The organism is Pseudomonas protegens (assembly GCF_003732485.1).
Lineage (GTDB): Bacteria > Pseudomonadota > Gammaproteobacteria > Pseudomonadales > Pseudomonadaceae > Aquipseudomonas > Aquipseudomonas protegens_B.
Genome location: NZ_MOAK01000092.1, coordinates 142017 through 168198 on the forward strand (window position 1 = coordinate 142017; position 26182 = coordinate 168198).

Here is a 26182-nt window from a genome sequence, read left to right on the forward strand (position 1 = left end):
CAACAGCTCATCGCCCTCCTCCAGGTCGAAGGCGCCGCGAACCTTGTCGAAGTACATCGAGCCGATGGGGCACAGCCCGATGCCGAACTCCGTCTGATGGTCCAACAGCAACTGGCCGATTCTTCCTGCCTGGAGCAGGTTGAAATAGCGGCTGTCAGCGCCGTAGGTCGCAGAGCGAGCGCCAATGATGAATATCCGCAAGCGGGCCTGTTGTGCATGTTTGCGATTGAACGGGGTGTAGCTGCCGTTGAACGCCTGCGGCTCAGCCTCGCCGATGCGGCTCAGGCAATGACGGTCACTGTGGTAGCGGTAGATGCCCGGGGGCGGACATTGCGCCTGGCCCGGGGATTGATCCGTCGGGCCGGCCAGATGCAGGTAGATCTTCAGTGGCAGGGCGGGCTCGGCGTGATACAGGCAGCCGCTGTCCGGCTCGGCCCGCAACAGGCTCAGCAGCCGGCTCAATTGCGCCACGCTCAGTGCTTCGCCGCCGTACTGACGCTTGGCGGCCCGCAGTTGCAGCGCATCGACGCTGATCGGCGCCGCAGGCAGTTCGATGACCCCATCCCCCTGCTCCGCCAGGTCGCGGCGAATCTGCCGTTGTTGGCGGTGCAGCTGCTCCAGCGCGTCCTTGCCCGGCAAGTCGAAACCGTTGTTGTTACCGGCCAGAAAGTCGGCGAACAAGGCGCCGGGCTGCCCGCTGCTCAGCACAGAGGCGTGGGCCGGCATCAGGCAATGCAGCACACGGTGGCTGGGCTGCAGTTGCAACAGTGGCCCAAGCGTCGCCACGTCCACCCCATAGGCCGGGGCCAGCGCGATGCCGAAGTCGGCCTGGCGCGACAGCAACAGTTGCTCGATATAGCCCGCTTCGAGTACCAGCAGCGCCGGGGCGGCGTGGTTGTAGATGGGCTCGATGGCGGCCATTTCCGCCACCAGAAACAGTGCCAGACCGGCTGCCGCCAGCGGCGACGCAGCCAAGGCGTGCGCATCGAGTTCGGCCGGCATACTGACGGGCAACAGGCGGTTGAGCCGTGGCTGGTAGTACCAGGCGCCCGCCGGCAAGCCCTCGACCTGCCCCTGGGCCACATACAGATAGCACTGGATGGCGTTGAGGCCCCCGGCCGATGAATAAAGGTACTTGCCCTTGCCCTCCAGGGTCACTTCACGCAGCAACGACAGCAGCCCCCCCAGCCGTTGAAGGCTGGGGGCTGCCACGTCGGTGGTTCGCCGATAGGCGCCTGGATCAAAGTGCACGGCTTGCAGGCAGATTGACTCCTGGATGCTTGCTCGCGGCGCCGGCAAGGCCTGCGCCACGCAGTTCTGGTCGGCGGTGACCGTTTTTTGATCGAGGATGCAAGCGATGACGGCGGCGAGGGTCGGCTGCTGAAGAAACACTTCCACCGGCAGCGTGACCTGATACTGCTGGTGAATGCTGTGGACGGCCTGGACCAGGGTGAAAGAGGTTGCGCCCTGATCAAAAAGATCATCGTCGAGCCCCAGCGCCTCGATCCCCAGCGCCTCGATGAAATACTGCTGCAACCAGCCGCTGAGTGCCTGGGGCTCCAGCGCCGGTGCACGGACGCCGGCGGGTGCGATGCCATCAGCGGCGAGCAACGCCTGGCGGTCGGTCTTGCCGTGGGCCGTGACCGGGATCTGCTCGACGAACTGCACCCGATTGGGTGTCATGTACTCCGGCAGGCGGGCCTTTACAAAGTCGCGGAGCGTCTTTTTGTCCAGCCCCTGGGCCACGACATAGGCCACCAGTTTGGGGTCTTCGCTGCCGGGGTCCTGGACCAGCACCACGGCATCACTGATCCCTGGATGGCTTTTGAGGGTGTTCTCGATCTCGCCCAATTCGATGCGAAATCCCCGCAGCTTGACCTGGGAGTCGAAACGCCCCAGCACTTCGATCTGGCCATCGTCGAGAAAGCGCGCCTCATCGCCGGTGCGGTACAGCCGCGCATCGGGCTGCGCGCAGAACGGGTCGCGGATGAACTTTTCCGCCGTCAGCTCGGGGCGATTGAGATACCCCCGGGCCAGGCCGACACCGCCAATGCACAGCTCGCCGGTCTGGCCAATCGGCACGGGATGGGACTCGGCATCAAGGATATGAATCTGAATATTGTCGATGGGCCGGCCGATGGGCACCCGCTGGTCGGGCCTTGGTTCGGCGGGCCACCAAGTGACGTCCACCGCAGCCTCGGTCGGGCCATACAGGTTGTGTAACCGGGCATCCAGTCGCGAACAGAATTGCAGCAGCAGATCGTGGGTCAGGGCCTCGCCGCTGACGAATACCTGGCTCAAGGAGCGGCACTCGGCGACCGCCGGGTGCTTGAGAAAGAAGCGCAGCATGGACGGCACGAAATGGCAGATGGTGATCTGCTGTGCCTGGATGATCTGCACCAGATAATGGGCATCCTTGTGCCCTTGCGGCTTGGCCATGACCAGGCAGGCACCGCTGAGCAACGGCAGAAACAGCTCCCAGACCGAGACATCGAAGGTAAAGGGCGTCTTCTGCAAGATCCGCTCGGCCGGCCCGACCTGATAATGGCGCTGCATCCACAGCAGCCGGTTGCAGATGGCCTTGTGCGGCAACATGCAGCCTTTGGGACGCCCGGTGGAACCGGAGGTGTAGATCACATAGGCCAGATCGCCGGGGCTGTTGATCGAGGCAGGATTGTCCTCGCTTGGGTGCAGCTCTTCGCTTGCCGGATCGTCCAGGCAGATCACTTCAACGGCCTGGGCCTTGAGCCGATGTTCAAAGCGTTGCTGCGTCAGCACCACGCTGACTGCGGCATCGTCAATGATCAGGGCCAATCGTTCTTCGGGATAACCCGGGTCCAGCGGCAGGTAGGCGCCACCGGCCTTGAGGATGGCCAGCAGCGCGACCATCAGTTCCAGCGAGCGCTCCATCTGCACCCCGACCAGACTGTCGGGGCCGATACCGAGCTCGCGCAGGTAGTGGGCCAGACGATTGGCCCGGCGATTCAACTGGCAGAAACTCAAGGTCTGATCGTCGAAACACACCGCCACGGCATCGGGACTGCGCTGCACCTGTTGCTCAATCAACTGCTGCAGGCACTGGTCCAGCGGATACTCGTAGTGGGTCTGGTTCCAGCCGGCAATGAGCGCGGCTTCGGCAGCCCGATCAGCGGGTTGCGCTGCGCGCGGAGTGCTCTGTGGACCGTCATTGGTGGCGTTGTTGTCTGACACTGCGCGACTTCCCTGTCAGGTTGGGCCGAGATCATCGGCGACTGTTCATCCGTGTCATTGCGTCAGCGCGGCACGCTTGAGTAGGCGCTTTGCCAGGCGACGTTAGATCGATACCCAGGAGTGTTCGGATTGGCGGTGCCGCTTAAGGATTCAATGGCGCGTAGACGCGCAAGCCGACCGTCCTTGAAGGGACCGGGGCGTCCCGCTCACAGGCACCTGCCCGGGAGAGGAAATGCGCAAAGCCGCCCACAGCCTCGCCACAGCGGCAAGGATTGGGGCTGTTCAACGTGGATTCGATGAGGAGCAAGACCAACACATCCGTGTTCCTGAACACAGTAATTCCCTTTACCAGTGAGTGCCTGAAGATTGCCAGAGACAACGGTGCATGCCTTGCTTCGTTGTTTACTCACACTACTTGGGTCGTATTTTCTCGCTGGCGCCTGCCGCTTGGTGTCGCTTGCTGCAAGACAACGGTACGAGCGTAGTAGGCAAAAATGAGCTGTCAAATTCACAGACCCAGACTTTACACAGGATGGACGGATGGCCAGTCGGGTGACACCCGACCAGCGTCATGCAAGCCCCTGGCGCGGCTCTGCTCCAGCGGTTTCAGCGGATCGAAAGGGACTGTTTGTGGCAGGCAGAAAAATTGCCAATGGCAATTTTCCAGATCGGTATTAGGCTGACGATCTACGTGCCTATCGGCTTTCGGCACAATGCCATCATGAAAAGGATGACCTTCATGAGTACTCCCAACACGGATCGTTTCCATGTCTTTGGTGTTTGCCCCCCCACTGATTACTGCCTGTTCGTCGACTATGTCCTGGACGACATCAAGGATCACGAAAACAGCTTGCTGCAGCGCATCCAGCAAACGCCCGATCCGGCATTGCGGGTCTGGCGCGAGGGCACGGCGCTGCAAGGCACGGACATCTTCGAGATTGAATGCGTGAATGACCGGGAAACCGCACAGGAAGCCGTGGAATTCTGGCGCGCCTATTTTCGTTCCCTGGGCGAAACCATCATCAAGGCGGAGCACCTGTGTGACAGGTTGGAGTGAAGCCGGCCCCAGCACCGGGCACGGCCGTCAAACCATCGGTGCGCTGACTGCGGCAGCTGGACGCTGGGAGCCCATAACGCAAATAAGTTAGACTGCCGGCCTATTTTGTTCAGGCCCCTCGTCATGCCCGCAGAGCATGCTTCCAAGCCCTATACCCTCCTGGCGATCGACGACGATCCGCAGTCGTTGATCGTGCTGTCGAAAACCCTGACCACCGAATACGAAGTGCTGCTGGCGAAGAACAGCGAGCGTGGTCTGGCCCTGGCTCGCAGTGCCAGCCCCGATCTGATCATTCTCGACATCCTGATGCCGGAGATGGATGGCTTCCAGGTGCTCAGCGAGCTCAAGAGCCATCCCGCGACTGCGGCCATTCCGGTGATTTTCCTGACCTCGCGCAGCAGCGTCGAAGACGAACGCCTGGGGTTGCTGCTGGGCGCCGCCGATTACATCGCCAAGCCGATTTCGCCCCCTGTGGTACTGGCCCGCGTGGCAACGCAACTGGGCTACCGCAACAAACCCCTGCATGGCCTGCAAGCGGTTGCCGGACCTTGCGCCGGCAGCGACATGCGCGACGGTTTTGTCAGTGCATTGACCCTGCAACTGGCCGGCAATCCGCAGATCCGCCTCGAAGCCCTGCTCGATACCCTGTCGATTCTGCTGCGCAGCAGCCCGAGCCGGCGCGACCCCGCGGCGTTGCGCAGCGCCGCCTGCCTGGCGCTGATGGGCCTCAATCAGCCGGGCAGCCGTATCGATCAGGCCCTGGGGCAGAGCAGGCTGCTGATTGAAGAGATTCTCGCCCACGCCGAGCCGGAAGATCCGATCCTCAACCTCGCCTGGAAAATCACTCACGCCGATGCCTTGCTCAAGGGCCCTGGCGAGCTGGACACCTGCGAGCGGTTGTCCCTGTCGGCCCGTCTGTTCGCCCTGGCGCTGAACTACCACCTGAGCCTGCTCCAGGCCAGTACCGAGGACCTCCACAGTCGGCATGCGCAAGCCATGGGCCAGATGTACCGCCAGCCCGGGTTCGAGCAGTGCATCGCCGGCGACCCGGAGCTACTGTCGGCGGCCTTGCTGAGTTCGTCACAGAGCTTTCTCGGCCAGTGAACGGATGGTGAGCCTGGCCAATGCCTAACTTCGCAGATCTGGAGCTGTTCATTCTGATCGCCGAGCTGCAGGGCCTGTCCCCCGCCGCTCGCATCATGTCGATCACCCCGGCTGCCGCCAGCCTGGGGCTCAAGCGCCTGGAAAACCGCCTCGGCGTGCGACTGTTCACCCGCTCCACCCGCACCATGAAGCTCACCCCCGAAGGCGCACGCTACCTGGAAAGTGCCCAGCACGCCTTGAAGATCCTGGCCAACGGCAAGCGCTCGTTGCGCCACGATGACGGCATGCTGGAACTCACGGTGTCTTCCGACCTGGGCCGCAACCTGTTGCTGGACATGCTCGCCCGGCTCAAGCAGGAGCGGCCGCGCATGTACATCAAGCTGGCGCTGAGCGACAAGGAAGAGGACCTGCTCAAGGGCCGCTTCGATGCGGCGTTGCGCTACGGCAAGAACCAGGCCCTGGATCTGGTCGAGCTACCGGTGCTCAAGCAGCATTACTTCATCGCCTGCGCCGCGCCCGAATACCTGGCTGAGCATGGCCGGCCCGAGTCGCCGGAACAGCTGAGCGAGCACGAATGCATCATCTGCCACAGCATTGGTCGCCCGGAGAGCCGCTGGCGCTTCCATGGGGCCGGCAAGGTCGAGGACGTGCCGGTGCAAGGGCATTTTTGCTGCGATGATGGCGATGCGGCGCGGCGCTGGGCCGTGGCCGGCCACGGCGTGGTCAACCTGCCGCTGCTCAATGTCGTGGAGGACCTGCTCGCCGGTCGCCTGCTGGCGCTGCTGCCCGGCTGGCAGTCCGACGCGGCACCGCTGAATCTGGTGGTCTCGCACCGCTCGCAGATCACTTCGTCGTTGCGCGCCCTGCATCAATGCCTGGTCGAGCACTGCAGCGACCGCATGGCCCGCTATCAGGCCCTGACCCAGAACAACCGCTAGTCCCGGAAGTCGACAAGCAGGTCAAGGGCCTGCTGGAACTCCAACCGATAGATCCGCTCTTGAATGGCCCGCAGAGGACCACACGGATATTGCTCGTACAATTCATCGATCAGCGCCAGGGCCTGGGCATTATGGCTGCGCAGCAGCTTGGCCAGACGCTCCAGCGCCAACACTTGTTCAGCGTCCAGTTCCCGGGGCTGCGGTGCCTGATCCCCGTCCGCCGCCGGCAGGGACGCCAGGCCGGCCAGCACCGGTTCCAGGCACCGCGCCAGTTGCTCGATCAGCGGCTCCAGCTCCGCCGGCCCGCCCGCCTGTTCCTCCAGTTGTCCGGCAGCCTCTTTGACCGCCGTGGCACCGATGCTCCCGGCATTCCCCCGCAGGCTGTGGGCCAGAAAGCCGATGGCGGCCAAGTTCCCTGCCGCATGGGCTTGCCACAAGCGCTCGATGACCTGCTGCTGGCTGTCACGAAAGTCGGCCAGGAGTTTGCGGTGCAGGGCCAGGTCCTGGTTCACCACCGCCAGCCCCTGCGCGGTGTCGATGCCTTCACAAGTCGAGGTCAAGACGCTTGTACCCGGAGGCGCCGGAGCTTGCGCTACCGGCATGTCCGTCGCTTTGATCCAGCGCACCAGGGCCCGATAGAACGCCGCGACCTCCAAGGGCTTGCTCAACAGATCGCTCATGCCGGCCGCCAGCGCCCTGCCCTGCACATCGGGCTGGCTACTGGCGGTTACGGCAATGATCGGCAGCGACTGCAGGTGCCGATACCCGCGAATCTTGCGGGTCGTGGCGAAGCCGTCCATGACCGGCATCTGACAATCCATCAGCACAGCGTCAAAGCGCCCCTCCTCAAGCAACAGATGCAGGGCCTCGGCGCCGTTCGCCGCCAGCACCACCTGGACCCCGACGCGCTGCAGCAGGCCCTGCAACACTTCCTGGTTGAGCCGGTTGTCCTCGACCACCAGCACCCGCGTCCCCGCCAGCCAGCGTACCGGGTCATTGATCGCGCCCTGCCCCGCTGCGGCGCCAGTCGATGGCCCGGCAGGCGCGATGCAGCTTGCGGCGGGCGCGGCGCAGTTTTCCTCAAGCGGTAACGGCGACAGGCTCAACTGCACGCTGAACTTGAATGTTGCGCCCTGCCCCGGCCGGCTTTTCACCCAGATATCGCCCTGCATCAGTTGCACGATTTTCTTCGAGATGGTCAGCCCCAGGCCGCTGCCGCCATAACGCCGACTGATGGACCGGTCGGCCTGGACAAAGGCATTGAACAAGCGGGCCTGCTGCTCGTCGCTGATGCCCACCCCGGTGTCGGTGACGCTGAAGCACAGCAGGACCTGATGATCCCACTGCCGCACCAGGCACACCCCGATACAGACATGGCCGGCCTCGGTGAACTTGATCGAGTTGTCCACCAGATTGGTCAGCACCTGGGCCAGGCGCAGTGGATCACCGACATAACGGCGCGGCAGTGAAGCGGGAATATCCAGTTGCAGCCGCAGCGCCTTTTCTTCCGCGCGCTGGCGGACCAGCAGCAACACATCGTCCACCAACTCCCGCAGATCGAAGCCCACTTGTTCCATGCTCAGCTTGCCGGCTTCGATCTTCGACAGATCAAGCACGCCGTTGATGGTGCCCACCAGGTGTTTGGCCGCACGGTCGATCTTTTCGATGTAGTCGCGCTGTACCGGCTCCAGCGGCAAGTCCAGTGCCAGATGGGCCATGCCGATGATTGCGTTCAGCGGTGTGCGGATTTCATGGGACATGCAGTCGAGAAACTCCGACTTGGCCTGGGTCGCCCGCTCGGCATCGCGCCGTGATTGCTGGATTTGCGCCTCCACCGCCTTGCGCTCGCTGATGTCCTGCAGCACTCCGGTGACCCGCGTCGGTGCTCCATTGGCGTCGCGCTGCATGATCTTGCCGATGTCCAGCACCCACAGCCATTGCCCCTCTTTGTTGCGCATGCGGTATTCGGCGCGGTATTCGCCGACTTCATCGTTCAGGTGCGCCTTGAGCCGGGCCATGACCGGCTCGTAGTCGTCCGGATGCACCAGAGCGGTCCAGCGCTCCAGGCCATGGCCGAAGGCCTGTTCCATCTGCTGTTTGCTGTAGCCAAGAATCTGCAGCCAGACATCGTTGTTGATGACCGTCCCCAGGCTGAGGTTCCAGTCCCACAACCCCAGGGCCCCGCTTTGCAGGGCCATGTCCAGGCGCTGTTCGCTCTGTTCGATCTGCGCCACGTCGCGCTTGTGCCGCCGGGCATCGGCCAGACGCCGCAGGCCGCCCCACAGCAACAGCAAGAACACCAGGGCACTCAGCCCCTCGATCAGCAGCACCTGTTCCCCCGGCAACAGCGTATCCAGGTCGCCCAGGGTGATCAGGGTCCAGGGACCGCTCGGGTCATTCCAGTCGAAATCCACCCGGGACAGGCTATAGCGCCGGCCGTCCAGTTGGATCACCGACTGATGGGCATCGAAGGGCAAGCGCTCGGGCACCCCGTTGGCAAACCGATAGTCGCTGAACTGGCGGCGGATCTCCCCGGTGAAGCGGTTCCAGGGCCAGGCGCGGTCGGACTTGAGGACCAAGTCCGGGGAACTGGCGGCCAGCACCACGCCGCTGGGGGACAGGATCATCTGCAGATCGTCGCTGTACGGCTTGCTCAGGCTGGCATCGAGCCGATCGGCGTCAAAACGCGCCACCAGCACCCCGATCACCTGGTCCTGGCGCGTACGCGACTCGAAGATCGGCACCGCCATGTAGAACATGCGCGTGCCGGTGGTGGCACTGATGGCGCCGTAGACACTGCTGCCGCCATTGAGGGCCACTTTGAAGTAGGGACGGAAGGCCACATTCAGCCCCAGGGGCGTCTGTCCCTGCTGGTCGTAGGCGGCCACCACCACCCCGTCCCGGTTGAGGACAAACGCATGGTTGGCATCCACCACCAGGGACAGGGTCTTGAGGGGCATGGTGGCCCGTTCCATCAGCTCCGCAGAGGGCTCGGGCTCCAGGACGATGCGCTTGAGCCAGGGGTTGTGGCGCCCGAGGATCGACAGTGCGCCAATGGCAAAACCGTTGGATTTCCATTGCTCCAGGTCCTGGGCCTGCTCCTGGGTCTGCATCTGGACGCTGGCCCGGTAGACGTCTTCGACCTGCACCCGGTAGTAGTTGCCCAACGCCACTGCGGCGCCGACCGCGATCACCACACCCAAGGCATAACAGCAGCGTTTGTGACTGTCGAAGAAGTCCAATAACCCGTACAACCGCTTGCCCCTTTACCTTGAAAAAAACCGTCCCGCCAACCCTGGCCCGGTGTATTGCCAGGCCCTGTCAGCGTTTTGCCAGCCGGCGTGGAAACTCCGGCGGCAGAAAATCGAGGTCCGGATCGTAGTCCGCCTTGAGGTAATCACAAAGCGCCTTGAGGTCCTGGGGTGACAATGTTCCCACCGCCTGCTTGAGCCGCAGGGTATCGAGAATGTAGTCATAGCGGCTGTTGTTGTACTGGCGCACGGCGTTATAGAGCTGACGCTGCGCCTCCAGCACATCGACGATATTGCGGGTTCCGACCTGAAAGCCCATCTGCGAGGCCAGCACAGCGCCCTGGTTGGAAATGATCGACTGGCGCCGCGCCTGCACCTGATCGACACCGCTGTTGAGGCCACGATGCAGGTTGCGGGTCTGCTCCACGACTTGACGCCGCAAGCCGTCGTTGAGGTACTCGCGCTGGTTCATCCGCTGGTGGGCTTCGCGCACCTGGGAGCGGGTCTGGCCGCCACTGAACAGCGGAATGTTCAACTGCAGCCCGACCGTGCGCTGCTCGACATTGCCAGCGTAGCCATTGCCTCGGATATCGCTGTTGCCGTAACCCAGGGCGTCGTTGTCACCGGTCTGGTAGCGCAGCACCGCGTCCAGGGTCGGCGCGTGCCCGGCCTTGCGCGCGCTCAGGGTCTGCTGCGTCGCCTCCAGGGCGAACTGGCTGGCCTGCAGGGTCAGGTTCTGGCGCACCGCCGTGTCCACCCAGCGCCGGGCGTCGTTGGGTTCGGGCAACCGCACCGGCATGTCGTGGCGCAGCCCCTGGATCGCCTGGTACTGCTGATGCGTCAGGGTGTCCAGGGCTTCGAAGGCATCGTCGGTCTGCTTCTGCGCCACGATGCGGTTGGCCCGCGCCGTGTCATGCCCGGCCTGGGCCTGCAGCACATCGGTGCGGTCCGACAGGCCCAGCTGCAAGCCGCGCTCGGCCAGTTGCTGCTGGCGCTTGAGCGCCGCTTCTTCGGCCTTGGCCGCCGCCAGGGCGTCCTGGGCCTTGAGCAGGCCGAAGTAGGCCTGGGCGCTGTCGAACATGAGTTTCTGCTCGGCGGCGGCCAGCTCCAGCTGGGCCTGCTGGTCTTCAGCTTGCGCGGCCTTGAGGGTGAACCAGCGATCGGCGCGGAATATCGGCTGGTTCAGCACCGCCTGATAACTGGTGCCACTGCGCCGGGTGTCCTGCCGCGGCTGCTGCAGGGAGGTGCTGGTGGCATTGAGATCGGCACTGGCGGACAGCGTGGGCAACAGGCCGGCCCGGGCCTGGGGCACTGCCTCGGCACGAGCTGCCTGATCGGCCTGGGCCGCCGCCAGCTCGCTGTTGTGCTCACGGGCATCCAGGTACACCCGCCACAGGTCGCTGGGCAGTGCCTGGGGCCGCTGTTTTGGCACATGGGGTGGCGGATGCTGTGCCGAGTCTTGTGGCAGGTCTTGCCGATGCAATGGGGCCGCCTGCGCCAGAGGCGCCACCAGCAGTGGGACGACAAGCAGCCAGCCGGCAAGGGCTCGCTGCCGCGAAATCATGGGTTTGCTCATGGTTGGATCTAACACCGGGAAAAGAGGGCGCCGCAGACAGGAGAGGCTTTGCGCCCCTCCTGTGTTTCTCCTGCGAGGTCAGGTCAGTGAAGGCACCAGCACCGCCTGCGCGGCCTGATGGTTTTTCGGCAGCTGTTCGCGAGCACCGCCGGTGTCAGCGAAGGCCGCCATGGCCCCGCTGAGTTTTGCCAGGCTGGGGCCCCGGCCATCCGGAGCCGAGTCCAGCTCATTCGCCGCCGAGCTCAGAGCGTTCGCCGCCGGCAGCGTCTCGCGCTGGCTCCAGGCCAGTTCGAACACGCTGCCCCCGGCCGATCCGCTCGGGCCAAAGCCCTTGAGCAGTTGCTCGACGCTGAGCATCGACGAGTCGCCTTTGAGCTCGATCAGCAAATGCCCATGGGCGGCCGCCTGGCTGCCCAGCACCTGGCGCAGCACCAGGGCGGTGCCATTGCCCGTGTCGGTCAGTTGCACATCCTCGCCCCGACGGCTGACGAGGATGTTCTTGCCATCGGCCACTGGCAGGATCACCCGATCCAGGGCCAGGCCCGGATCATCGTTGTCGATGACCACCGAGCGGTAATGCGCCCACATCGCCGGACTGAAACGATAGGTGTCATCCCCGGCGCCGCCGTGCAGCACCACGCTGTCGACCCCGGCAATCAACGGCGGCGACAGGTCATCCTGACGAGCATTGCCGCTGGCTCCCTGAAGCAGCAGCGAGGAGCCGATGCGCTCGACATTTGCGTAATGGCCCAGCTGCAGCGCCTTGCCGTCCTTGACCTGATACAGCGCCTGCGCCGTCGGGCTATAGACATAGGCCGAGTTCGGCGTCCCGGCAGCGACGCCGATAAAGCGCAGGTCGCTGCCACCCGGGATGCCGTTGCTGGCGAACATCTGCCCACTGGCGATATCGAACCAGCCGCGGGTGTCGCCGTCCGGCAAGGTCAAAACGCCTTTGGCGCCCCACTGGCCAGCCACCGTTGCCAGGGCCTGGGGCAGATTGCCCAGCCGCGCCTGTTGCCACCCCTTGTCCACGGCCACCAGTTGCACATCGCCGTTGTTGCTGCGCAGCAGCACTTCGCCTTGCACGGTGGTCAGACGCAACCCGGCATCGACCTGGACTGCCGAGCGCAACTGCAACTTGGGCATCCAGTCAATGGCGGCCGGCAATTGCGCCGAGGCCTCGAGCACCTCGTCGTTACCAAACGCGGTGGCCAGTGCTTGCGCTGTCAGCGGCGGCTGCAGATAGAGCTTGCCGCTCTCGGGCTCGAACAGCCGGGCACTGGCGCTGGCACTGTCGAAGCCGAGAAACTGCAGCGGCTTGCCTTGCAGCGCGGACGACGCCACCACCACCTGACCGTTGTGGTACCACACCGGCAGCGCACTCTTGCCATCGGCGGCCTTGACCCCGAATACCGCCAGGGTGGCATTGCTGCCGGCGACCTCGGCGAGGTTTTTCCACCAGTTACTGTGGGCCTTGAGCCAATGCTCGTTGACCGCCTCATAGCTCAGCCGTCCCGTCGCCTCGATCCGGGCCATGCGCCCGTCGTTGGTCACGGCCAGCAGATGGCCATTGAGATTGAGCACATTGGCCAGAGGCGGCGTGGTCAGGCGCAAGGCGCTTGGCTGGTTGGCATCAAGTACCTTCTGCCCCGGCCCTTCCTGGCGGAACAGCACCTGCTGCGCCTTGCTGTAGAAATAAAACACTTCCTGGCCATCGGGCTGCGCCAGGCTGCCCGCCAACACCAGGTCCGCCGGAATCTGCCAGGCGCTTTGCGTCTGCCCCGGGGCATCGGCACGCGGCGCCTGTTCGGCCGGTGGTGCCAGGTTCGGCTTGATCACGATGCCGTCGCGGCTGCGCACCCAGTAGCGGTGCGCAACTTTGGCGTTGTCCAGACCAAATACCGTGATCAGCTCTGCCGCGGTTGGTTCCAGCAGGGGCGCGCCCAGGCTGTACACCGGGGTGTCGCGCTGGGTCGCCTGAGTCTCGTAGCCCTTGAGCAGGGTATTGAGCAGGGTCTTGGCGTCCTTGCCATGCTGGCTGTTGCTTGCCGACAGTTGCAGCAACGACTCATCGCCGACCACCCCCACCAGCTCCATGCGGTCACCGAGGATACGGAAGCTCAGTTCGGCTTCCCGCTCCTTGAGCTGATAACGACGGGCCAGATACAGCGCATCGCCCTCTTGCCAGAACCGGCTGATCTGGCCGGCGCTCTGGTTGAACGATGGGGCGAACTGCGCATCGACCTTGCCGCTGGCAATATCGACCCGCCACGCGGCGGCGTTCTCGGCATCGACGAAGTAGGCATGCTCGCCGATGACCGCCCCCAACTGAGCGTTGCGCGCCTGTTGCACATCGGTGTCGGTGAACAGCATGCGATCCTTGGCAACCTCGTAGTACGCCCGACCGACATTGCGCTCACCGTGCTTGTAGTTCTCCACCAGCACGTATTGGCCGTGTAACTGATGGGCCTGGGCCAGCTCCTTGAGGTGCTGTTCGATGCGCTGTCCGGGCACTTGCCATTGGCTGGCGTCTTCCTTCACCACGTAGGTGGTCTGGCCGGCAAAATCGGCCGCCCGCACTTCGCCCTTGGCGTTGACCAGCAGCACCTGGCCGCTTTGGGCCGGATCGAGCTTGACCTTGACCCCACCCACCAGCAAGTGGTCCTTCGCCACGCTGATGCTGTCGCTCTCCAGCTGGCTGCTGTCGATGATCCAGCGTGACGGCTGACGGCCGGCCTCGTTGCTGAGCCTGACCTCGGTGCCTTCGTTGAGGCCGATCAGGTATTCGCCGCCTGCGCCCTGGATGTCGTAGCGCAGGTAGCCGTACAGCTCCTTGGGCAGTTGCGGCACCACCAATTGCCGGTTGTGCCCATCGAGCAGCACTTCTACCGGCGTCTCGACGTACTCCTGGTGAATCCGCCGGATCGTCTCCTCGCTCGGGAAGATGTAGAAGTCGTAGTCGAAGCGCCGATCCTGCTCGAGCTTGCGAATCACATCGAAACCCGTGTCATGCCGGGTGGTGGCCCCCGGCAGGATCATGTACTCGTAGCTGATGTAGGACTTGGGCGTGCCCGGCAGGATCACCGTCCTGCTGGCGCCGTGTTCGAGTTTGGGCGGCTTGGCGCCGTGGCCAATGCCGCTGCGCACCTCGATCGCCTGGGCACGGTCGTGGATCATCCGCGGAAAGTCCCCGACCCAGAAGAAGTAGTTGATCGCCCCGGAACCGGTGGAGCCGTGGTGAGTGCGGTAAATGTACTGGCTGTCGAACCCTACCTCGTTTGAGCGCAGGTCGAGGCGCTTGACCACCGCCCCGGCCAGCGGCACCAGCACCTGCTGTTTCTCGTCATAACGGTAGCCGTTGCCTTGGTAGGCCTTGTCCAGGGTGTCGAAGTAACGTCCCACCGCCTTGGCGTCTTCGGCCACCGCGCCAAAGGCCTGGGCCAGTGCCGTGAAGCCTACCGCCAGGCCACCGAGGATCACCCCCGCGCCGCCCAGCACCGCCGCCGTTGTCGAGGCGCCGATCAGCCCGGCACCGATACCCGCCGCGCCACTGACAAAACTCGCCGAATCGAACGCCAGCTGGGTGCCGAATACGGCTTTCTGCACATCGTTCTCGGCATGGGCCAGCTCATAGGCATCCAGGCCGACCATGGCCCCGCCAAACAGCACGCCTGCGCCCTCGTTGACCGTGTGCCCCAGGGTCGAGGCAAAGTCCTTGAGCGAGGACTCGGCGGCCAGGGCTTCGCCGCGCAACGCGGTTTGCACCAGCTTGGTGATGTTGGCCACATCTTGCACCGTGCCATGGCCGATCTGCGCCAGGCCCAGGTAGCTATGGATCTTCAGGGCGGTGGCCAGGTCCGGTGAAACCACGCCTTGGGCCGCATCCTTGCGGTTCTTGTCGGCAAACCACTGGATCAGCGTCTGGACCGCAAAGCCGGCGTTCAGGCCGTCCACATGCGCCACTTCGCCGACACCGCCGCGGGGCCGGATCTGCCCATGCTCCAGGGTGAAGTGCTCGTTGAGCACGCTCATGTGCTCATCGACGAAACGACGGAATTCGACAAAGGTGCCATCGTCGGTGCTCAGCCAGCGGGTCTGATCGGGCTGGTCACGGTTGATGAACTGCACCCGATAGCCGCCCTCCGGCTGTGGCTCGGTGTTGGCGATGATCGGTATCCACTGGCTGCTCAGTTGGTGCTCTCGGGCCAGGCGGGTGCTGGCGGCGTCGAAGCGCGCCCCCCATTGCTCGGCGTCGAACGTGGTCAGCGCCGCGCCCAGGCGCAGGTCCTGGCTGACGCGCTGCTGGGCACTCACCGCCTGCTCCACCTGGCGGCGTTGGCCGATGACGCCGGCCAACTCCTCGGGACGGGACAGATCGGCAACGTTCAGCCCGCTGCCCACCGGCACCTCGGCCATCTTGTGGGTGTCGATCTCGATCAGGTTGAAGGCCGGCTGCGACTGGCTGCCGAACGAGCCGTAGTGCGCCGCCAGTTTTCGGCGCACCAGGTGCTGCTCCATGGCCTTGGCCAAGCCCTTGCTGGAGTCGAAAGCGAAGATCCCCACGTTCGGGTCATAGAAGTAGTAGCGACGGCCTTCGGGGCCCTGGGTACTGCCTACCATCATCGAGTGGTTCTGGGTGTTGAGGGCAAACATCGAGTCGCTGCTGCTGTTGGCCAGCCGTGCCACCACGTCGGTCAACCGGAACTGCCCAAGCCCCTTGGAGGCCTGGACCGCGTCGACATTGGAATGCAGCCGGATCAGGCTGTTCTTGAGCAAGGTCGAGCTGCCCGCCTGGGGATCGGCCGAGGCCAGGAACAGCTTCTGCACCAGGCTGTTGACCCCCGCCTCGCCGCCCCTGGCCAGGGCAACAGCCATGGCCCTGACCAGCGGGTAGCAGCGGCCTCCGGAGCGGTCACCCACCAGCGACAGGTAGAAATCCTGGGGCGCCAACTGGCCGAAGACACTGCCGGCGCCCCGGAAGTCTTCACTGAAGGTCGCGGTCTGGCGCAGCACTTTGTCGATGTATTCGGCCTGGCTGGTTTCACTGATGCGGGCACTCAGGGCGCCACGCTGACCAGGCGTGAGCTGGCCGTCGAGAAACAGTCGCTTCATCTCCAGGGCCGACTTCTTGTCGTCCAGCCCGGGGATCTTGATCTCGCGGAAATCCCGCACGCCGTCACTGAATGCCGTGCCCCGGGCCCCGCGCTGATAGGCCTCGGCAATGGCGTAGCGCTCGCCCACGCTGGTGCTGCGCTCATCGCCCCCGCCCTGGATCGCCGTGTCGTCGGTGCGCACCACCGCAGCGCTGCCCTGCTTGGCCTGGATCTGCTGCCAGAGCCAGGTCTTTTCCACCGAAGCGGCCTCACGCAATACTGGCTCGTACTGCGCCCGGTAGAAATCCTGGGTGAGGTTGAGCTGCTTGATCTGCTGGTCGATCAGGCTCTTGTCGCTGGCCCCGCGCCGCTGCTCCTGGAGTTGATAACGCTGGTTGCCGAGCTGCTCGATGTCGGCGCTGACCTTGGCCTGGACCGCGTCGCGCAGCCGGTTCCAAGCGGCAATGGCCGAATGCTCGGGAGAAAAGTCGCCGCCGCTGTAGACGCCATCGGCCACCCCTTCAGTGGACACGCCGAACTGGGTCGCCACCTTCTTCAGGTTCTGGTGCACCTGTTCGCGGTATTCGGCGAACTGGGTCCGGTTGCGTTCCTGCACCCGGCTGTCGGCGGTCTGGATGGCAAGAGGCTCTGCACCCTCGCGCAACTTCGGCCAGACCATCTGCCCTTCGCGCTGGTACTCCTGGCGCTGGAACACCAACTGCCACTGGCCGTCGACGACCTGCATGTACGCCGCAGCCAGGCCCTCGGCGGTGCCGGCCACTTGGTAGTCCTTGTAGTCGACCGCCATCACCACGTTGTCGTACAGCAGCGAACTGTTGACCCGACCGTCGTGATAGACCCGATAGGTATTGGCGTCCAGGCTGGTCACCACCAGCGAGCAGCCCGACAAGGTGCCGGTAAAGAGGAAGCTGCCCGCGCGCGCCTGCTTGGGAATGTCCACATAAGCCGGCGCGGCGTTGGCCTGGTTCGGCCCGTTGTAGCCGAGGAAATACGCCGGCACGCTGTCCGGGCTCCCGCTCACGGAGTTGGCGCTGTGCTCGGTGTATTCGAGCTCATACAGCTTGGGCGCGACTTCCACCAACTGCACGTTGCCCTGGGCCGGCAAGCGCCCCGCCTTGACCAGGGCCTCGGCACTGAGGGTGTGGGTCTGGGCGAACTGCACCGGGTCGGCGGCAAACTGGTGAATGTCGGCGCTGCCCTGGCGCGGTTCGAAGCCGGCTCCGAGCGATGCCAGCCCGGTCTTGAGTTGCAGGTCCTTGGCGGCCTGCCCCAACAGCGCGGGCAGCGGCCCCAGGTCGGTGAAGCGCGGTGGATGGAACTCCTCGCTCGGCGCCAGGCCTTGATTGACGATGGGCAGGACCCGGGCCATCACCGCGTCGTACAGCTCCCCATGCAAAGCCTCCCGGCGCCCTTCGGCACGGTAGCGGTCGAAGGTCTGCAGCAGGTCCTGGCCGATGCTGTCCGGCCCCTGGGGTTCATAACGGGCAGCGACATACAGGGTTTCGAAGAACGAGTGATAGCCGTTGCGGATCATGAAGGCCGCGTTGGCCATCTGGAACTGCCAGTACTGCTTGACGCTCGGCGCGCTACCGAACAGTTCCGGCAAGGCATTGCTGACGGTCTGGGTGGTCCCGGAAATGCCCCCCACGAACGGGGTGTCCAGGTCGTTCATGTAGCGTGTGGCTTCATTGTTCGGATCGGGACGGAACTGGCTGTAGCTGCGGTACTTGTCGTCCTGGATCAGCAGCGCGGCATCGGTCTGTGCCTGCTCCGGGTGGGTATTGAGGATCAGGTAGGGGTCGGGCTGATTCAGCCGGTTGTTGATCATGACCTTGTCGGCGCCGGTTTTTGGCGTCAGCGCGGCATGGGCATTGACCGGCACCGCGGCCTTGGAAAAACTGTCGGCCACGGGGCGCAGGGCATGGAACAACACCTGTTTGCGCAGGCTGCGGCCCTGGTCGCCGGACAACAGCGCCTCGACCGTTGGCCGCAACGCGACATCGGCCGGCGCCAGGCCCTGGGGGCCGCTCAACAACAGGTTCAGCAGTTTGCTGTCCAGGCCGCGCTCCACCGCCACCTGATCAAAGACATGCACCTTCGGGTTGCCTGGATGCAGCCCGGCGTTGGCGCTGGCCACTCGCTGTGTTTCCGTCTCGATCGCTTGAGCACGCCACTGTTCATACAGCGGTGCCAGCAGCAATTTGGCCTGGGCAATGTCGCTCTGCAGATAACCGCCTTGCAGGACCTTGCTCAGTGCCTGGTTCTTCACCAGGTTCTGCCCCAGGCCGAACAGCAGCCCATCGTTGTCGTGGCTTTGCCAGACCGACGCGGCGAAGGCCTGTTCCCACAGCACCTTGTTCAGGTTGTTGCCCTTGATATCCCGCAGGCTCGGTCGACTGTGTTGCGTCAGCAGCACCCCGGCCGGGGTGATGTGGTTGCGTTCGAGCAGGCGCGTCAGCTGTTGCACGAAGGTGGCGCGCTCGCTGCTGCCTTCAAACAGCCGGCTGGCCTTGAAGCCCTCACCGCGCAGTTGTTCCAGGCGCTCGAAAAACGCCGCGTTGTATTGGTACAAAGCCTCGGTCTGGGCCTTGCTCAGGTGGCTGCTGCTGACCTTGTCGCCCTCGACGGTCATCAGGGCGAACGGCGTCGCCGAACGGAAAGCGTCGCCCTGGGGCATTTCCAGCAGGTACTGGTGCTCGGCAAAGCCGACCGAGCGCTCCAGCTCATGAATATTGACGAACAGGCCGTCGCGGTCCGGGTGGTAGCTGTTCTGCCGATAGTCTTCGACGCCCAGGGTCTGGAAGCTGGTGATGTCCGCGTTCTGGTTGATCAGTTCGCTCAAGGCAGCGGCCAAGGGCACTTCGCGGGGCACGCTGGTGCCGGGCGACTGGCCCGAGACCTGGATGCCGACCTGGTTGGGCACCTTGCGATCGACGTTGGTCAACAGCAGCTTGCGGCCGTTGCTCAGCACCTGGGCCTTGAAGCCTTCGCGCAGGGAGCTTTCCGATACCAGGTGGTGGGCGAAGTACTGCTCGACGAACCCGGTCTTGACCAGCACCGAGCGAATCGGTGCATAGGTCGGCGAACGCATGGACGGCGGTTCGCTCTTGAGCCGGTACTGTTGCTGCCAGGCCAGGGAGCGGGCCGCGGTGCCAAAGGAAAAATTCAGCACGCCGTCGGTGGGCACCACCAGCCGCCCGCCGTCCAGGTAGAAGTCCTTGAAGCGCCCGTCGGTGCTGGCATTGACCAGCGCCACGTTCATGCGGATGTAGCCCGGGCGCTCCTCCATCATCAGCAGTGAAAGGTTCACCGGCAGCTCGTCGGAAGCCCGGGGCGGCTTGGCCAGCGCTGCCAGGCTCGCGGCCTGCTGCCCGGACGCGGCCTTGAGCAAAGCGTCGTAGCGGGCACTGACTTCCTTGTAGGCCTGCAACTCGGAGAACAGGGTCACGTAGGTCTGGCTGAAGGTGGTGTCGGCCGCCTGCACCTCGAGCTGCTGCTCCAGGCCCTTGATCCGCTTGGCGAGCTTGCCCTGCTTGGCCGGCGCATCGGTAGTCAGGCCCTTCAGGTCGAGCTTTTTCCCGCCAACGGAGCCGAGCACGCCCAGGGCCTTGGTCCAGGTCTTGTCATAGCGGCTGACGGCCGCGTCCTGCCGGCTGTACAGCACAATGTCGCGGTCCAGTTGCTGCTTGTAGGCACGGGTGGCCGGGGTGTCGGCGATGGCGTTCATTTCGTTGCGGCGTTGTTGCAGCACCTGCAACTGGTCACCGACCGAGACCGGGTTGTCCTGCATCTGGTAGTGCTGGGCGGCCAGCACGCTCAGGGTGCTCTGCTGCATTTCCAGCAGGCGCTCGCCGACCTGGCCGATGTACGCGGCACGCTCGTCGGCGCTCATGTTGAACCATTCGGTTTGCCGCCCTGGCGTCTTGATCTGTTGGTCGATCAGGGTATTGAGCAGGCGCGTGAAGTCCTTGGACATAAAAGCCATTGCAATGATCCTTTGTCTGTTTTGCGCAAAGCCATTCGCGTTGCGAAAGGCTGCCTAGGGAAATGCGGGGTGGGGAGACATGACTGGTGGGTGAATCCTCCTGCCGTCGGTGGGGTCAATCCTTCATCTGCAGGGCCCACTGCCGGGCGTACAGCCCGTCCAGGTCGAGCAGCTGTTGGTGTGTGCCTTGTTCGAGCACCCGGCCCTGATCGATGACCAGAATCCGGTCGGCGTGGCGCAGGGTGTTGAGGCGATGGGCAACGCTGATCACCGTGCGGCCGCGGGCGATGTCCTGCAGGTTGGCCATCACCGCCGCTTCCGACTCGTAGTCCAGGGCGCTGGTGGCTTCATCGAGCAACAGAATGCCGGGGTCGGTCAGCAGGGCCCGAGCCAGGGCAATGCGCTGGCGCTGCCCGCCGGAAAGCTGGCCGCCGCGCTCGCCGACCTGGGTCTCGTAGCCCTGGTCCAGGGCCTCGATAAACGCCGCCGCCCCCGCCAGGCGGGCGGCGTGCTGCACTTCGGCATCACTGGCCTGGGGCCGGCACAGGCGGATGTTCTCGGCAATGCTGCCGGCGAACAGCAGGCTTTCCTGGAGCACCACGCTCATGTTGCGACGCAGGGCCACCGGGTCGGCGATGGCCAGGTCGATGCCGTCCACCATCACTCGCCCGTGCTGCGGCACATACAGGCGCTGCAGCAGGCGGGTCAGGGTCGATTTTCCGGAACCGGAAGGCCCGGTAATACCGACGAACTCCCCCGGCCGGATCTCCAGGTCGAGCTGGCGCAGCACTTCCTGGCCTTCTTCCTGGTAACGAAAGCGCACCCCCTGAAAACTCACCCCGCCCTGCAGCGCCGGCACCGAGGCCAGGCCACCGCTGCCGCTTTCGCACTCGGTGTCGAGAATGTCGCCCAACCGGCGCAGGGAGATCAGGGTGTGCTGGAAGTCCTGCCAGACCTGGGCCAGGCGCAGGATCGGCTCCACCACATGCCCGGCCAGCATGTTGAAGGCCACCAACTGGCCCGGACTCAACTGGCCGTCCAGCACCAGCATCACGCCCCACCACAGCAACAGCGCCGCGGTGAGTTTCTGGATCAGGCCGATGCCCTGCCCGGCCCAGATGCCGACGATGCGGGTGTGGAACGCCGCCCGCACATAGGCCGCCAGCTGGCGCTGCCACTGCTGCTGGAAGGCGCTTTCGATGGCTCCGGTCTTGATGGTTTCAATGCCGGTCACGGCCTCGGTGAGGAAGGCGGTGTTGGCCGCATTCAACTCGTACTCGCGCAGGGCGCGACTGCGCAGCAAGGGCCCCACGCACAGCCAGAACAGGAAATACAGGGCCAGGGACCCCACCACCACCCAGGTCAGCAACGGTGCGTAGCTGTACATCACGGCGATGAACAAGCCGCAGAACGCCAGGTCCAGCACCAGGGTCAAGGCCGAGCCGGTAAGAAACTGGCGGATCTGTTGCATCTCACCGACCCGGGCAATGATTTCGCCGCTCTGGCGCCCCTGGAAATACCCCAGCGGCAGCTGGATCAGGTGCTGGTACAGACGCGCCGACAACTCGGCGTTGATCTTGCTCGCCACGTTGCTGAACAGCCAGGAACGCACCAGGCCGAACAAGGGCTCGAACAGCGCCAGGGCGAGCATGGCGATGCCCAGCACCTGCAGGCTCGACAGGCCGCGACTGACCAGGACCCGGTCAATGATGTTCTCGAACAGCAACGGGGTCACCAGCGCCACCCCTTGCAGCATCAGCGACACCAGCAGCACGCTGCGAAACTGGCGCCCGTGCTTGAGGATCGACGGCAGGAACCAGGACACCCCGAACCCCCGGGCCTTGGCCTGTACATGCTGCTCGGCCAGCAACAGCACCTGGCCCTGGGGCGGCCACAGCTGGGCCAGCTGCGCCCGGGACAGGGTCTGGCATTGCCCCTGCAGCGGCCAGTAGACGCGCAACTGATCGCCCTCTACCGCGTCCAGCACCGCCCAGCCGTTGGTGGTTTCCAGCAGGGCCGGCAACGGCAGGTGGTCCAGACGCTGCACCTGGCTGTTCACCGCCCGGGCCCGCAGGCCGATCCAGCCGGCGCAGCGCCGCAGGTCAAGGCTGTCGGCCGGACCTTCAATCCGCCCCAGGCGGTGAGTCAGTTGCGCCACGCTGATGCTCAGCTCGAAGCGCCGGGCGGCCCAGGCCAGGGCGTGCAGGCCGGTATCGAGCAGCGTCGGCGAGAGTTCGTCGCCAGGGTTGCAGGCAGTGGTCATGCTCAACGCTCCCGCAACGCTTCGGACTGATACTCGCGAATCGGGCTCAGCAGGTAATTGATCACCCGCCGCTCACCGGTGCGGATCTCGCCGGTCACGCTCATCCCGGCCTGCAAGGGCATCCAGCCCTGCCCCGCGGCGATTGCCGCACGCTCCAGGCGAATCCGCGTGGGGAATACCAGCCCCAGCTGTTCGTCCTTGATGGCGTCACCGGAGACATGGGCCACGGTGCCGCGCAAGGTGCCGTAGCGGGTATAGGGAAACGCATCCACCTTGATCTCCACCGGCTGGCCGGCCCTGACGAAACCGACGTCCTTGTTCAGCACCATGACTTCGGCATCCAGCTCGGCCCCCTCGGGCACGATCACCAGCAACTGCTGCGCCGCTTGCACGGCGCCGCCCAGGGTATGCACTGCCAACTGCTGGACCACCCCGTCCACCGGTGCCAGCAGGGTTTGCAGGCGCTGCCGGTCGCGGCCACGGATCAGTTGCTGCTCGAGCACGGCGATCTCCTGTTGGCTGCGGTTGAGCAATTCATGCTGTTCGCGCTGGGTCCTGGCCAGGAAGCTGTCGCGCTGCTCCCGACGGTTCTGCGCCTGGGCCTTGAGCACCTGCAGTTCGGCCTGCTGCTGGGCCAGCGAACGCTCGACGTCCAGTTGCTCCTTTTCCTGCTCAAGCAATTCCACCAGGGGCATCAGCTGTTCGGCGGCCATCGCCCGGCGTGCATGGAGCCGTTTGCGCACATTGCTGGCCAGCTTGCCCAAGGCGCTGATATCGCTGCCCCGAGCCCTTTGATTGGCCTGGTTGATGGCGATTTCGGCGTTGAGGCTGTCGAGGTTGGCGCTGATTTCCTTCCAGGTGCTCAGCAGTTGCTCCCGGGCCGCCGCGGCCTGCTGTGCATCCAGGCCAGCAGGCGTCTGGTAGCTGTGCAAGGGGTCCGGGGTCAGCAGTGCCCGGGCCCGGGCCAGTTCCAGACGCTTGAAGTCCAGTTGGGTTTGCAGTTCGCTCAACTCGGCGTCGATGCCGATCGGGTTCAGCGCCACCAGCACCTCGCCGGCCTTGACCCGCTGCCCGTCACGTACATGGATGGCCCGAACTTCACCCGCCTCGTGCGCCTGGATCACCTTGGTGTAGCTGGAGACCATCAGGCGCCCGGCGGCACTGGCATGAATGTCGAGAAAGCCGAGGATCGCCCAGCCCAGGGCCAGGAGGATGCTGAAGATCAGCAGCAGCGCGGTGGCCCGCGCCCAGGGTGCCGGCGGACGCTCGACAATCTCCAGGTAGCCGGGCTGGAATTCGTATTCGTCGCGGTTGCGCTTGAGCAGCGCCGGGGCCTGGCCCAGACGCTGACGGGCACGGCGCAAGGTGCGCAGCAGTGAGCCGAAGATCATGCCTCCTCCTTGCGCAGGGCCTGTTGCAAGGCCCACAGCCGCGAGTAGCAACCGCCGTTGGCCAACAGTTGCTGATGGCTGCCCGACTCGCTGATGCGCCCCTGCTCCAGGGCGATGATCCTTTGGCAATGCCGTACCGCCGACAGGCGGTGGGCAATGATGATCACCGTGCGGCCCTGGGCGATGCGCGCCATGTTGTCCTGGATCAGCGCCTGGGATTCGTCGTCCAGGGCGCTGGTGGCTTCGTCGAAGATCAGGATGCGCGGGTCGCCCATCAGCGCCCGGGCAATGGCGAGGCGTTGCCGCTGGCCACCGGACAGCGAGCTGCCGGCTTCGGCCAGCACCGTGTCGTAGCCCAGGGGCAGGCGCAGGATGAAATCATGGGCACCGGCCAGGCGCGCCGCGTCGATCACGCTTTCCAGGGAAGCGGTGGGATGGCGCAGGGCGATGTTGTGCCGCACGCTGCGGTTGAACAGGTAGTTTTCCTGCAACACCACGCCGATCTGGCTGCGTAACCAGGCCGGTGGCAATTGGGCCAGGGGCTGGCCGTCGATGAGGATGTGCCCGGCATCGGGGGTGTAGAGTTTCTGCAGCAGGCGGGTCAGCGTGCTCTTGCCCGAGCCGGACGGCCCGACGATGCCCAGGGTCTGCCCGGCGGCGATATGCAGGTCCAGGCCGCGCAGCACCAGCGCCAGTTCCGGACGGTAGCGGAAGGTCAACTGTTCAATGCGCACCTCGCCGCGCAGTGGCTGCTCTGGGGGCCGGTCGCCCTCGGCCTGCTCCACCGGCAGGTTGAGCATGTCCCCCAGCTTGTCCACCGACACCCGCACCCGGACGAACTGCTGCCAGACGTCGATCAGTTTGGCGATGGGCTGGCTGACGTGGGACAGCATCATGTTGAAGGCGATCAACTGGCCGATGGTCATCTGCAGGTCGATGACACGGCTTGCACCCCAGCAGATCACCGCCACCGCGGTGACTTTCTGCAACAGCGTCACCGCCTGGCTGATGGCGCTGCCCAGGGTCTGGCTGGCGAACCCGGCCTCGACCATTTCCGCGGTCTGCGATTCCCAGCGCCGTTGCATACGCGGCTCCACCGCCAGGCTCTTGATGGTTTCGCTGCTGCTGACCGTTTCATTGAGGAAGGCAGTGTTGCGCGCCGCGCTGTAGAACTGACGCTCGATGCGTTTTTCCAACGGTCCGCTGCTGAGCCAGGCCAGCAGCGCATACAACGGCAGGGTCAGCAGCACCAGCAGGGTCAGCGGCCAGGAAATCCACGCCATGACCGCGAAAAACACCAGGGTGAAGGCCACGTCCACACACAGGGTCAGCAGGGAACCGGTGAGGAACTCGCGGATGCTGTCCAGCTCCTGGACCCGGGTGATGATCGCCCCCACCTGGCGCTGCTTGAAGTACAGCAACGGCAGGCCCAGCAGATGGCGGAACAGCTTGACCCCCAGGCCGATGTCGATGCGGTTGGCGGTGTGCGCCGAGAGGTATTCGCGCAGGCCCTTGAGCAGCACCTCGAACAGCCCCACCAGCACCAGGGTCATCACCAGCACATCGAGGGTCGACAGCGCCCGGTGCACCATGACCTTGTCCATCACGGCCTGGAAGAACAGCGGGGTCGCCAGGGCCAGCACCTGCAACAGCAACGAGCAGAGCAGCACCTCGCCCAATATCCGCCGGTGGCGCAGCAGCTCGGGGATGAACCAGGACAAATCGAAGCGCAGGCCGCCCTGGCGCAGGCGGATCACCTCCCCGCTCCACTGCTCGGCCAGCTCCGTGCGTTGCAGCACATCGGGCACCGGGACGGCCGGTCGTTGTACCAGCGCCTGGGCGTCGGAGAGCCGGGCCAGAAGGATGAAATCGCCACTGCGGCTGCGCCAGATCAGGGGCAGCATCTTCGGGTTCAAGCGCGTGATCGTCAGGCGCTCAAGGCGCAGCTCGACAGCAGCGGCCCGGGCATAGTCCTTGAGTGCCCGGCGCAGATCGCCCGGGGCGGGTGTGTGCACGGCCGGCGGCGCGCTGTCCTGGGTCAGCTGCAGCAGCAAGTGGCAACAGGCCAGGGCGGATTCAATGGCCGCGTCGGCCGGGGGTGAGGTGACCTGATTGGTAGAACTGACTGACATAGACCGCTCGTTTCTTGCTCCAGGGGGCGTGGAGGCACGAAGCAAGTCTGTGTCAGGCCATTGCGAATGATAATCAGCGTTTGGATTGAAGCGTTTTAACTAAAACTTAAGGCTGTCCCGGGAACCCGCCGCATTTTCATGCGGCGGGCCTTGACCTCGAC

Annotated in this window: 10 protein-coding genes; 3 read left to right on the forward strand and 7 right to left on the reverse strand. The window is 64.7% G+C overall.

From position 1 onward, the window contains the following. The coding region (locus BLX41_RS34095; protein WP_221179240.1) for an amino acid adenylation domain-containing protein at nt 1–3210 on the reverse strand (3210 nt) is incomplete at its 3' end. Between the two features lie 571 nt (nt 3211–3781). Here BLX41_RS34095 and BLX41_RS34100 point away from each other — a divergent pair. From BLX41_RS34100 to BLX41_RS32790, 3 genes are all read left to right on the forward strand, one after another. Continuing rightward, nucleotides 3782–4267, forward strand: a complete 486-nt coding sequence (locus BLX41_RS34100) for a hypothetical protein (RefSeq protein WP_221179241.1) — start codon at nt 3782–3784, stop codon at nt 4265–4267. A 123-nt stretch (nt 4268–4390) separates the two neighbouring features. Further along, a complete protein-coding gene (locus BLX41_RS32785; protein ID WP_123728208.1) occupies nt 4391–5371 on the forward strand; it encodes a response regulator in 981 nt (326 codons plus the stop codon). A 20-nt stretch (nt 5372–5391) separates the two neighbouring features. After that, nucleotides 5392–6309 carry a LysR family transcriptional regulator gene (locus tag BLX41_RS32790; protein ID WP_123728209.1) on the forward strand — a complete coding sequence of 306 codons (918 nt, stop codon included), beginning with the start codon at nt 5392–5394 and terminating at the stop codon, nt 6307–6309. Here BLX41_RS32790 and BLX41_RS32795 read toward each other — a convergent pair. The 6 genes from BLX41_RS32795 to BLX41_RS32820 form a co-directional block, all read right to left on the reverse strand. Then, on the reverse strand, nt 6306–9551 hold the full coding sequence (locus BLX41_RS32795; RefSeq protein ID WP_123728210.1) for an ATP-binding protein: 3246 nt from the start codon (nt 9549–9551) through the stop codon (nt 6306–6308). The two genes, BLX41_RS32790 and BLX41_RS32795, sit on opposite strands and share 4 nt — an antisense overlap. 79 nt (nt 9552–9630) lie before the next feature. Next, nucleotides 9631–11136, reverse strand: coding sequence for a TolC family outer membrane protein (locus BLX41_RS32800; protein ID WP_123728211.1), 1506 nt, complete (start codon nt 11134–11136; stop codon nt 9631–9633). A gap of 78 nt (nt 11137–11214) precedes the next feature. Continuing rightward, the gene (locus tag BLX41_RS32805; protein ID WP_123728212.1) at nt 11215–20235 is read right to left on the reverse strand and encodes a TcdA/TcdB pore-forming domain-containing protein; all 9021 of its coding nucleotides are present in this window, start codon (nt 20233–20235) and stop codon (nt 11215–11217) included. A gap of 115 nt (nt 20236–20350) precedes the next feature. Then, on the reverse strand, nt 20351–22498 hold the full coding sequence (locus tag BLX41_RS32810) for a type I secretion system permease/ATPase (RefSeq protein WP_123728213.1): 2148 nt from the start codon (nt 22496–22498) through the stop codon (nt 20351–20353). Nucleotides 22499–22500: 2 nt separating this feature from the next. Continuing rightward, nucleotides 22501–23889 carry an HlyD family type I secretion periplasmic adaptor subunit gene (locus BLX41_RS32815; protein ID WP_123728214.1) on the reverse strand — a complete coding sequence of 463 codons (1389 nt, stop codon included), beginning with the start codon at nt 23887–23889 and terminating at the stop codon, nt 22501–22503. Continuing rightward, nucleotides 23886–26021, reverse strand: coding sequence for a type I secretion system permease/ATPase (locus BLX41_RS32820; RefSeq protein WP_185073909.1), 2136 nt, complete (start codon nt 26019–26021; stop codon nt 23886–23888). Before BLX41_RS32820 ends, BLX41_RS32815 begins: the two co-directional genes overlap by 4 nt. Nucleotides 26022–26182 lie beyond the last annotated feature (161 nt).

Coding starts and splice junctions, on each gene's coding strand:
- BLX41_RS32790 (WP_123728209.1), top strand. CDS start 5,392: ATGCCTAACTTCGCAGATCTGGAGCTGTTCATTCTGATCGCCGAGCTG.
- BLX41_RS32805 (WP_123728212.1), bottom strand. CDS start 20,235: ATGGCTTTTATGTCCAAGGACTTCACGCGCCTGCTCAATACCCTGATC.
- BLX41_RS32815 (WP_123728214.1), bottom strand. CDS start 23,889: ATGATCTTCGGCTCACTGCTGCGCACCTTGCGCCGTGCCCGTCAGCGT.
- BLX41_RS32810 (WP_123728213.1), bottom strand. CDS start 22,498: ATGACCACTGCCTGCAACCCTGGCGACGAACTCTCGCCGACGCTGCTC.
- BLX41_RS34100 (WP_221179241.1), top strand. CDS start 3,782: ATGCAAGCCCCTGGCGCGGCTCTGCTCCAGCGGTTTCAGCGGATCGAA.
- BLX41_RS32800 (WP_123728211.1), bottom strand. CDS start 11,136: ATGAGCAAACCCATGATTTCGCGGCAGCGAGCCCTTGCCGGCTGGCTG.
- BLX41_RS32785 (WP_123728208.1), top strand. CDS start 4,391: ATGCCCGCAGAGCATGCTTCCAAGCCCTATACCCTCCTGGCGATCGAC.
- BLX41_RS32820 (WP_185073909.1), bottom strand. CDS start 26,021: ATGTCAGTCAGTTCTACCAATCAGGTCACCTCACCCCCGGCCGACGCG.